9 protein-coding genes are annotated in these 9838 nt (G+C 71.8%); 4 read left to right on the top strand and 5 right to left on the bottom strand.

Annotated features, from left to right (window positions below; genetic code table 11):
* Window positions 1-114: 114 nt before the first annotated feature.
* Genes LK09_RS08970 through LK09_RS08960 form a run of 3 tightly spaced genes read right to left on the bottom strand, consistent with a single transcriptional unit; the run spans window position 115 to window position 2721 of the window.
* The gene (locus LK09_RS08970) at window positions 115-654 is read right to left on the bottom strand and encodes an MOSC domain-containing protein (RefSeq protein WP_039397974.1); all 540 of its coding nucleotides are present in this window, start codon (window positions 652-654) and stop codon (window positions 115-117) included.
* Between the two features lies 1 nt (window position 655).
* Window positions 656-1519 (bottom strand): PhzF family phenazine biosynthesis protein, encoded by an 864-nt coding sequence (locus LK09_RS08965; protein WP_039397972.1) that lies wholly within the window; start codon window positions 1517-1519, stop codon window positions 656-658.
* Complete coding sequence (locus LK09_RS08960; protein WP_052226564.1) at window positions 1516-2721, bottom strand: MFS transporter; 1206 nt, start codon at window positions 2719-2721, stop codon at window positions 1516-1518. The genes LK09_RS08965 and LK09_RS08960 overlap by 4 nt, the downstream gene beginning before the upstream one ends.
* A gap of 54 nt (window positions 2722-2775) precedes the next feature.
* Between LK09_RS08960 and LK09_RS08955 the strand changes: the two genes are divergently transcribed.
* A complete protein-coding gene (locus LK09_RS08955) occupies window positions 2776-3093 on the top strand; it encodes an ArsR/SmtB family transcription factor (protein ID WP_231562989.1) in 318 nt (105 codons plus the stop codon).
* 16 nt (window positions 3094-3109) lie between these two features.
* On the opposite strand, the gene LK09_RS08950 is transcribed toward LK09_RS08955, so the two are convergent.
* Complete coding sequence (locus tag LK09_RS08950; protein ID WP_039397971.1) at window positions 3110-4492, bottom strand: NAD(P)/FAD-dependent oxidoreductase; 1383 nt, start codon at window positions 4490-4492, stop codon at window positions 3110-3112.
* Between the two features lie 89 nt (window positions 4493-4581).
* Window positions 4582-6129 carry a helix-turn-helix domain-containing protein gene (locus tag LK09_RS08945; protein WP_039397969.1) on the bottom strand — a complete coding sequence of 516 codons (1548 nt, stop codon included), beginning with the start codon at window positions 6127-6129 and terminating at the stop codon, window positions 4582-4584.
* 90 nt (window positions 6130-6219) lie between these two features.
* Between LK09_RS08945 and gabT the strand changes: the two genes are divergently transcribed.
* The 3 genes from gabT to LK09_RS08930 are packed head-to-tail and all read left to right on the top strand — an operon-like array spanning window position 6220 to window position 9824.
* Window positions 6220-7575 carry a 4-aminobutyrate--2-oxoglutarate transaminase gene (gene gabT / locus LK09_RS08940; RefSeq protein WP_039397967.1) on the top strand — a complete coding sequence of 452 codons (1356 nt, stop codon included), beginning with the start codon at window positions 6220-6222 and terminating at the stop codon, window positions 7573-7575.
* Between the two features lie 15 nt (window positions 7576-7590).
* The gene (locus LK09_RS08935) at window positions 7591-8949 is read left to right on the top strand and encodes a flavin monoamine oxidase family protein (protein ID WP_039397965.1); all 1359 of its coding nucleotides are present in this window, start codon (window positions 7591-7593) and stop codon (window positions 8947-8949) included.
* Window positions 8946-9824, top strand: a complete 879-nt coding sequence (locus tag LK09_RS08930) for a universal stress protein (RefSeq protein WP_039397963.1) — start codon at window positions 8946-8948, stop codon at window positions 9822-9824. The genes LK09_RS08935 and LK09_RS08930 overlap by 4 nt, the downstream gene beginning before the upstream one ends.
* The last annotated feature ends 14 nt before the right edge of the window (window positions 9825-9838 follow it).

The raw sequence follows: 9838 nt of genomic DNA, 5'->3' as shown, positions 1-9838 counted from the left end.
ACCCTCCCCGCCTTCACCCTCCCACCCGACCCCCCACCACCCTTCTGAGAACGCGACCCGCTCCGGCCCGTTCAGCGCCCTGAGCCTGTCGAAGGGCGCAACCCCGAGCGGTGATCAGACGCGCGTCAACGGGAAATGCGGGAGTGGGGGCAGCTCGACCTCGACGGTGTCGCCGGGGGCCACCGCGCCGGTGCGCGACACGATGCCCATAACGCCGGCGAGCCTGATCACGTGGCCTTCGGCGTCCGTTGTGACGAGCTGCTTCAGCAGACCCGGCTGAAACTCGTTGATCTGCTGACAGGGGTTGCGCAGACCCGTCACCGTCACGACCGCGTCGCCGAACCGCAGTCGCGCGCCGACGGGCAACGCCAGGAGGTCGACATCCCGCGTCGTGATGTTCTCACCGAGCTCCCCGGGCGCCACGACGTGACCCGCCTCGCGCAGTGCGTCGAACAGCTCTGCGTGGATCAGATGCACCTGGCGCAGGTTCGGTTGCGACGCGTCGACCGCCACGCGGGAGCGATGCTGCACGGTCGCACCGAAATGCGCATCGCCTTCGACGCCGAGCCCCTCGCGAAGCATGATCGCATCGCGGGCCGATTTGCTGAACTCGTGTCCTGCACTCGTGTGGACAGCGACGACGCGGCCGGCCATATCAGTCGAGAACCGAGGCGGTACCGGTGACGGTGATGCCGCCCTCCGCGGGGATGTCGACCTGCAGGATGCTCGGCCGGCCGACGTGCCGCCCCTGGTGGATCGTCACGTGCGCCGGGGGCGTGATGGCGCCGATCGCCCGGAGATAGGCGCCGAGCGCAGCCGCCGCCGACCCGGTGGCGGGGTCTTCGGTCACCCTGCCCACTGGGAACAGGCTGCGAGCCTCGAACTGGTCGAACGTGTCGGTGAGCGCGTGCACGATCGGAACCGCCCCGGTCCACAGCTGTGCGTCCATGAGTTCCCGCACGGCTGTCGGGTCGAAGGAGAACCCGTCGAAGACGGCCTGGTCGCGCACGGCGACGATCGGATGCCAGTTGCCGGCGAACGACTCCTTCAGCGGCAGACGCTCATCGAGGTCCGTCTCATCGAGTCCGAGGAGCCCCAGGAGGGTCGCTCGGATGTCGTCCGCGAGATCACGCTGGTCGGGCCGGACGCTCGTGAAGGATGCCGTGACGGTGTCGCCCGTCTCCTCGGTGGAGATGGTCACCGGCCCCACCATCGTCTCGAAGAGGAACTCTCCGGCCCCCCGCTCGCCCGCCAGCAGGACGGCCGTCGCGATGGTCGCATGCCCGCAGAACGGGACCTCCGCTCCGGGGGAGAAGTAGCGCATCCGGACGTGCCGCGGGTCGTCGCCGATCGCCGGTTCGACCACGAACGCCGACTCCGCGTATCCGAGTTCGGCGGCGATCTGCTGCATCCGATCCTCGGAGAGGGTCGAGGCATCCGGGACGACCCCGGCGGGGTTTCCGCCGCCGGGCTCCGCGGCGAAGGCCGTCATGTGAAGCACGCGCGCGTCGTTCGTCATGATTCCAGACTGGCACGGGATGCCGCGCCGAGGGCAGTCCGGCCCCGATGGCCGGCGAGGAACAGGATGACGGCTCCGGCCGTGGCCACGGCCCCGGCGATCGGGATGAGCACGGCGCCGCCGACGGCGTTGGCGGCGTTCCCGAGCGGGGGAGCGATCGCGATGCCGAGGTACATGGCCGTCGAGAACCACGACAGCGTGAAGCCGGCCGAATCGGGCGCCAGCGACACCAAGCGGTGCTGGATCGGGATGGTGATGGCGAACGCGGCTGCGCCCCACACAGCGAAGACCACGACCAGACCCCAGAACGAACCCTCCAGGGGTGCGATGACGGCCAGGCACACCAACTGGACGAGAAGGGCGCCGACCGCCGCCGCGCGGCTGCCGAGGCGGTCCGTGAGGCCGCCCGCGACCGCGTTCCCGACGACGCCCGCGACGCCGTAGACGAGCAGGAGCAGAGCGAGCAGGCTCCCCGATCCTCCGGTCGCATGCTGGGCGATCACCGAACTGAAGATGTACACGATGTTGAAGGCGGCGACCGTGAGCACGACCGAGACGAGGGTGAGAGCGATGCGGGCGTCGGTGAGCGGGGCGAACCGGGCCCGGATGCTCGCTGCTGCCGGTCGCGGCGGTAGGCGGAACAGCAGCAGCAGCGGAAGCACCGCGACCACGCCGAGGGCGGCGAGGATCCACAGCGGCGTGCGCCACCCCAGGCCGGTGCCGAGGACCGTGCCGAGCGGAGCGCCGAGCGCGGTCGCCAGCGTGAAGCCGGCGCCGACGATCGCGAGAGCGCGTCCCCGGCGCTCGGCGGGGCCGAGCTGCGCGGCGACCGCCGTGGCGACCGGGACGAGGGCGGCCCCGCCGAGCGCGGCGATCACGCGGCCCGTGGCGAACCAGGAGAGCGAGCCGCCGGCGGCGGTCGTCGCCGTGCCGACGGCGAACAGCAGCGCCCCGCAGGCCATCAGCGCGCGCTGCGGAACCCGGGGCAGCAGGATCGCGAGCAGGGGCGCCGCGACGGCCACCACGAGTGAGTATCCGGTGATCGTGTAGCTCACCTCGCCGGCCGAGGTGCCGAGCGACGCGGCGATGTGGGGGAGGAGCCCGGCGATCACGAAGGCGTTGGTGCCGACGAGGAAGAGCGCGCCGGCGAGCACGATCAGACGCGGCAGAGTCCCGCGGTAAGATTGTTCGATCGTCGTCATACGATCAAGGTAGAGCATCGTTCGATGCATGTCAAACAATTAGCGGAGGATGCCGTGGCCGCCGAGACTGCAGAGCCCTATCCCGTTCCGGACATCGGTGAGATCCAGCTCGTCGACGTGCTGCGGGCCGCGGCCGATCCCGCACGTCTCGCGATCATCAGGGTCCTCGCCGACGGCGAACCGCACGCCAAGACCGCCGATCTGTGGGGCCTCGACATCCAGAAGTCGACGCTGTCCCACCACTTCAAGACGCTGCGCGAGGCGGGGCTCACCCGCACGATCGTCACCGGGCGGACGCACTCGATCCAACTGCGCCGCGTCGAACTCGACGACCGCTTCCCGGGGCTGATCGACGCGCTGCTGACCGACTGAGCGGACCCGCGCCCACTCAGTGCTCGCCGGCGATGGCGTCGGCGATGCGGGCGGGCCAGGCGTCCCGGTCCGACCGGCCGGACGCCTCCATCCCGTCGGCCCAGCCGTACGCGGTGTAGATCGCCTGCACGGCCGTCCAGCGCAGCGGCTCCGGCTCCCAGGCCTTGGCGCGGTGGTTCACCCACGGCAGTCGCGTCCGGTCGGTGTCGTTCTTCAGCACCAGGTCGGCGAGGGTGCGCCCGGCGAGATTGGTCGCGGTGACGCCCGTGCCGACGTACCCGCCGGCGTGGCCGAGCCCGCGCACCCGGTCGAACGACACCGTCGCCGACCAGTCCCGCGGAACGCCCAGAACCCCCGCCCAGGCGTGGTCGACCGGCACGTCGGATGCTGCGGGGAAGAACTCCCGCAGGAGCCTCGTCAACGCCGCGATGGTGCGCTTCTGCGTTCGCCCGTCGCTGTCGACGCGCGAACCGTACCGGTACGGGACCCCGCGTCCGCCGAAGGCGATGCGGTCGTCGGCCGTGCGCTGCGCGTACATGTACACGTGCGCCATGTCGCCGAGCGTCTCCCGTCCGTCCCACCCGATCTGCTCCCAGACCTCCACCGGAAGCGGCTGCGTCGCGATCATCGACGAGTTCATCGGGAGCCACGTGCGGTGCTGATCCTTGAGGTTCGCGGTGAACCCCTCGGTCGCGCGGATGACGGCGTCCGCGCGCACCGTGCCGTGCTCGGTCGTCGCGAGGCCCGGCTGGATCTCGGTGACGCGGGTGCCCTCGTGGATGACGACGCCCAGGCGTTCGACGGTCGCCGCGAGTCCCGACACCAGCTTGCCGGGGTGGATGCGCGCGCAGTGCGGATGCCACGCGGACGCGATCGCCCCGGACACCCGCAGACGCGCGGCTGTCTCCGGGGTGTTGTGCACCTCCCAGTCGGTGTGCGGCCACGCCGCCTCGGACGCGATCATCGCGCGCAGACGCGCCAGCTGCGCGGGATTGCGGGCGACGGTCCGCTCTCCGCCCTTGACGATGTCCGCCTGGATGCCCTCGCGCTCGGTGACGGCGATGACCTCGTCGACCGCGTCGTTCAGCGCGACCTGCTGGGCGACGGCGGCATCCCGCCCGTGGGTCTTCGCGTACCGGGCGCGTCCGCCGGTGACCGAGTTCGTGAGCCATCCGCCGTTGCGCCCGGAGGCGCCGTAGCCCGCGAAACGCTGCTCGAGGATCACGACCCGCAGGTCGGGCTGCAGCGTCTTCAGGTAGTACGCGGTCCACAGTCCGGTGTACCCCGAGCCGACGATGCACACGTCGGCCTCCATCGAGCCCGCCAGGGCCGGCCGCGGGGCAGGCGGACCGCCGAGCGTCCGCCACCAGAAAGAGACTTCGCCGTTGATCGTCGTCACCGGTCCAGGCTACGCGCGGTGCCCGGGCCGGGCACCGCGCAGGGTGTCCGGCATCCGGCCCGAGGCGGACGGACTGTGACCGGGACCGATCACTCCACCGGGGGCGAGTCCACCTGCAGCGCGGCCCAGAGCTCGGCCCGGGCGGGGAAGGTGCCGAGGTCGACGCCGAGCAGGCGCTGTGCGAGTGCGACCCGCGCGCGCACCGTGTGCCGATGCACGCCGAGCACTTCCGCGGCGGCGTCGTAGCGGGCATCCTGCTCGAGCCAGGTGTGCAGGGTCTCGACCAGGGCGGTGCCCTCCTCCTCGTCGTTGCGGCGCAGCGGCTCGATGGCGGCGCGAGCCAGAGACCTTCCGGCGTCGTTGCCGAGGGCGGAGAGGATGCCGGATGCCGCGACGTCCGCGAACCGGGTGACGGCGCCGACCGTGAAGGTGCCGCCACGGGTGCGCGCCACCCGCGCCTGGCCGAGCGCGCGGCTGAACTGGTCGTAGCCCGTCCCGCTCGACACCCCGATCCGCGTCCCGAAGGTCTCGGCGAGGTCGTCGAGCACCTGGTCCCGGTCCTCCGGGACGACGAGCACCACGCCCTCGTCGGTGCGGGCGAAGAAGAGGGTGCCGGGTGTCTCGTCCACCCGGAGTTCCAGCCATTCGATGGCCGCGTCGGTCAGGGCCGGGGCGTCCGTCACGGCCACGAGCACGGGCGCCGGCGGCATCCCGCCCCACATCTGCTCGGCGATCCGCTCCGCGAGGCTCGCGTCGTCGCTGAGCAGCGACTGCAGCACACCCGTCCGCAGCAGTGCCCGGGCGCGCTGCAGGCCCTCGTTCTGTTCGAGGGCGAGCCCGGCCATCGCGATCACGGCGGTGACCACGCCGCGTCCCTCCTGGTCGAGGGCCCCGGCGGCGATCGCGATGACGCCGCGCAGGTGTCCGCCGCGGCCGAGGGTCTGCAGCGTGAAGGGGGTGTCGCCGAGGTGCAGCGACGACCCGGCACGCGCGCCGCGGCGGAGCACCCGGCCGACCTCCTCGCCCAGCGCGGTGCGAGTGGCCGCGTCCAGGGCCCCGGCCGGATGCTCGTTCACCAGCGACCCGGCCGGATCGAACAGCCCCACCCAGGTCTCCAGCTGCCGGGCGAGCTCTGCGAGCGTCGCGGTCAGGCCGTTCGGGCGCAGGGCCGCCAGCGAGATGGCCCGCTGGGCGGCCAGCGCCCAGCTGCGGCGGGCGAACGTCTCGGCGGCGATCGCCTCGGCGTTGGCGCGGGCCACCGCGATGAACGGGGTGCGGTACGGCACCTCGAACAGCGACATGCGGGTGGTCCGGCACGCGGCGACGAGCATCGGCGGGATGCCGTCGCGCACCACCTCGGTGCCGAAGCCGAGCGCGACGACGCCGCGCACGGAGAGCCGGTGCACGTACTCCTCGAACGATCGCCGCTGCCAGCCGGCCATCTGCGTGCCCGTGGTGAGCAGCACGAGGCCGTCCGAGAGGAAGGGCGTCGGGTCGGTGAGGTCGGAGTTGTGCACCCACCGGATCGGCGCGTCCCACGCGCCCTCGGTGAGGTTCTCCTCCGCGATCGCGGGGGTCAGATGCAGGTCGCGTCGGGCGAGCAGGGCGCGCAGCGTCGGGGCATCCATCACGGCCATGGGTTCTCCTGTACTTCGCGTACATGAACAGTCGAAGAATGTACGCAAAGTCTAGTGCGAGGGTGGGATACCGCGCTTACTGTCGATCACATGACCATTGCTGACACCACTACGCCCGTCGGCGGCCCCACCCTCCCGCAGGAGCGCCGCCTCGTCACGGCCATTCCCGGCCCCCGCTCCCAGGAGGTCCTGGACCGCAAGTCGGCCGCGGTCTCAGCGGGTGTCTCCCACTCCGTCCCGATCGCCACCGTCGCCGCCGGCGGCGGGGTCATCGTCGACGCCGACGGCAACTCGCTCATCGACCTCGGCGCCGGTATCGCCGTCACCACGGTCGGCAACGCCCACCCGAAGGTCGTCGCCGCGGTGCAGCAGCAGGTCGCGCAGTTCACCCACACCTGTTTCATGGTGTCCCCGTACGAGCAGTACGTCGACGTCGCCGAGGCGCTCAACCGCCTCACCCCCGGCGACCACGCCAAGAAGTCGGCGCTGTTCAACTCGGGCGCCGAGGCCGTCGAGAACGCGATCAAGATCGCCCGCAAGTTCACCGGCAAGACCGCCGTCGTCGCGTTCGACCACGCGTACCACGGCCGCACCAACCTCACGATGGCGCTCACCGCGAAGAACATGCCGTACAAGGACGGCTTCGGCCCGTTCGCGTCCGACGTGTACCGCGCCCCGCTGTCCTACCCCTACCGTGACGGCGGCCTCTCCGGCGCCGAGGCGGCCAAGAACGCCATCACGATGATCGAGAAGCAGGTCGGCGCCGCCAACCTCGCAGCGATCATCATCGAGCCCATCCAGGGCGAGGGCGGCTTCATCGTCCCGGCCGACGGCTTCCTGAACGCGCTCGTCGAGTGGTGCCGCGCCAACGACGTCGTCTTCATCGCCGACGAGGTCCAGACCGGCTTCGCCCGCACCGGCACCATGTTCGTCAGCGAGCAGTTCGGCATCGTCCCCGACCTCATCACCACCGCCAAGGGCATCGCCGGCGGGATGCCGCTGGCCGCCGTGACCGGCCGCGCCGAGATCATGGACGCCACCCACGGCGGCGGACTGGGCGGCACCTACGGTGGAAACCCCGTCGCGTGCGCCGCGGCGATCGCGACCATCGAGGTCTTCGAGAGCGAGGACGCCCCCGCGCGCGCTCGCGCCATCGGCGACATCCTGCTGCCGCGTCTGCGCGAGATGCAGGCCGCCGACCCGCGTATCGGCGACGTCCGTGGCCGCGGTGCGATGGTCGCCGCCGAGTTCGTCGACCCCGCCACCGGTGAGCCGGATGCCGCGCTGACCGCCGCGGTCGCGAAGAAGTGCATCGCCGAAGGCGTCGTCGTGCTCACCTGCGGCACGTTCGGTAACGTCATCCGCTTCCTGCCGCCGCTGTCGATCTCCGACGAGCTGCTGCGCGAGGGTCTGGACGTCGTCGCGGACGCGCTCGCCAACAGCTGACCGCCGAGGGTTCGATTGCGAGACATCACACGCGATGTCGTCGTCGTGGGTGCCGGCGTCGCCGGCACCACGGCGGCGAACGAGCTGCGGAGGGCGGGCCTGTCCGTCGCCGTGCTCGAGGCGCGCGACCGCGTGGGCGGGCGCCTGCGGACCGACACGATCGAGGGCGCGATGCTCGAGATCGGCGGTCAGTGGGTCTCGCCGCACCAGGACGCCCTGCTGCAGGTGATCGCCGACCTCGGACTGGAGACCCTCTCCGGGCACGATGACGGCGACAGCGTGTATGTCGGTCGCACCGGCGAGTCGTCCCGCTTTACCGGCGGGGCGCTCCCGGTCGCCGAGTCCACGCGTGCCGAGATGGTGGCGATCACCGCACGGCTGGAAGAGCTCGCCGCGTCCATCGACCCGGCGGCGCCGTGGGATGCCGCGCACGCGGTCGGGCTCGACGAGATCTCGTTCCAGCAGTGGCTGCGCGCGCAGACCGACGACCGCGAGGCATCCGACGCGATCGCCCTGTCGGTCGCCGGCTCGATGCTGGGCAAGCCCGCGCACACGTTCTCGCTGCTGCAGGCGCTGCACGCGGCGGCGTCGGCGGGCGGATTCGGGAATCTGGCGGTCGCCGGCGCCCGCAGCGCTCGGCGGGTCGCCGGAGGGATGCAGCAGGTTCCGCTGCTGCTGGCCGAGCGGCTCGGCGAGGACGTGCTGCTGGAGCAGCCCGTGCACGAGCTGCGCTGGGACGCCGACGGCGTCTCGGCGGTCGCGGAGTCGGTCACGGTGCACGCCCGCTGGGCGGTGCTGGCCTATGCACCCGTGCTGCACGAGCGCATCACCTTCGTCCCGCCGCTGCCGCGGCACCAGCAGCAGCTCCACCAGCACCTCTCGATGGGATCGGTGCTCAAGGTGCATGCCGTGTACTCGTGCCCGTTCTGGCGGGAGGACGGCCTGTCCGGCACGGCCGTCAGCCCCTACGAGGTCGTGCACGAGGCGTACGACGACACCCGCCCGGGGGAGGCGCACGGCACGCTGGTCGGGTTCGTGTCCGACGTCCGCGCCGACGCCCTGCTGCACCTCGACGCGAACCACCGGCGGGAGCGGGTGCTGGCGTCGCTCGCGCGCTACTTCGGCGATCGGGCGCTGAGCCCGGTCGTGTACCACGAGAGCGACTGGGGGGCTGCGGAATGGACGCGCGGAGCCTACGCCGCTAGCTTCGACCTCGGCGGACTGCACCGGTACGGTGCGGATCTGCGCACCCCTGTCGGACCGGTGCACTTCGCCTCGAGCGATCTGGCCGGAGAAGGCTTCCAACACGTCGACGGAGCGATCCGGACGGGCCGCGATGCGGCCGCGACAATCATCGAAAGGGCACGTTCGTGAGCCACCACATCGTCGTGGGCTACACCCACACCAAGTCCGGCAAGGACGCCGTCGCGCTGGGCGCCCGCCTGGCGCGCGCCACCGGCGCCGTCCTCGACCTCGTCATGGTGCTGCCGACCGACTCGGGCACGCTCGTGCCCCCGGATGCCGCTTTCGACGGCTACCTGCGCGACCAGGCCATGAAGTGGCTGGCGGCGGGCGCCAAGAAGATCCCGGCCGGCGTCGAGCACGCCGAGCACGTGGGCGTCGCCGAGTCCTACGCAGAGGGACTCAGCACCGCCGCCGCGGAGCTCGGGGCATCCCTCATCGTCGTCGGCGCCGCGAACGGAGGCCCCCGCGGCCACCACCGCGTCGGCTCGACGGCTGCCGCCCTGCTGCACTCCGCCGATGTGCCGGTCGCCCTGGCGCCGGCGGGGGAGCGGAAGACGGATGCCACCGCCGCGCTGTCGCGGATCACCGTCGCGATCGGCACCCGTCCCGGCGCCGAGTCGCTCATCGACTCGGCCGTCACCGGCGCGACGCTCACCGGTGCGCCGGTGCGCATGGTGTCGCTGGTGACCGTCGACCTGCCGAGCTCCGTCGACACCGGCGTCATCCGCATCGCGGGCGCCGCACACGCCGAGGACGTCCTCGCCCAGGCTCGCGAGGCTCTGCCCGAGGCGGTCGCGGTCGACGTCCTGGTCGGTCGCGGCGAGAGCGTCGAAGACGCCGTCCGAGACCTCGACTGGCTTCCCGGCGAGGTGGTGCTGGTCGGTTCCAGCCGCCTCGCACAGCCCAAGCACATCTTCCTCGGCTCCACGGCCACCAAGATGCTGCACGAGCTTCCCGTGCCCATGATCGTCATCCCGCGCCGGGCCGCCGGCGCGGAGGCCTGAGCTACACCGAAGAA

The sequence above is a fragment of the Microbacterium mangrovi genome (assembly GCF_000802305.1).
GTDB lineage: Bacteria > Actinomycetota > Actinomycetes > Actinomycetales > Microbacteriaceae > Microbacterium > Microbacterium mangrovi.
The sequence above is the reverse complement of the archived record's forward strand: the minus strand, read 5'-3'. Positions and strand labels throughout refer to the sequence as shown.

Excerpts from the sequence above, each read along its gene's own strand:
- gabT (WP_039397967.1), top strand. The coding sequence starts at position 6,220 with ATGACCATTGCTGACACCACTACGCCCGTCGGCGGCCCCACCCTCCCG.
- LK09_RS08970 (WP_039397974.1), bottom strand. The coding sequence starts at position 654 with ATGGCCGGCCGCGTCGTCGCTGTCCACACGAGTGCAGGACACGAGTTC.
- LK09_RS08965 (WP_039397972.1), bottom strand. The coding sequence starts at position 1,519 with ATGACGAACGACGCGCGCGTGCTTCACATGACGGCCTTCGCCGCGGAG.
- LK09_RS08960 (WP_052226564.1), bottom strand. The coding sequence starts at position 2,721 with ATGACGACGATCGAACAATCTTACCGCGGGACTCTGCCGCGTCTGATC.
- LK09_RS08945 (WP_039397969.1), bottom strand. The coding sequence starts at position 6,129 with ATGGCCGTGATGGATGCCCCGACGCTGCGCGCCCTGCTCGCCCGACGC.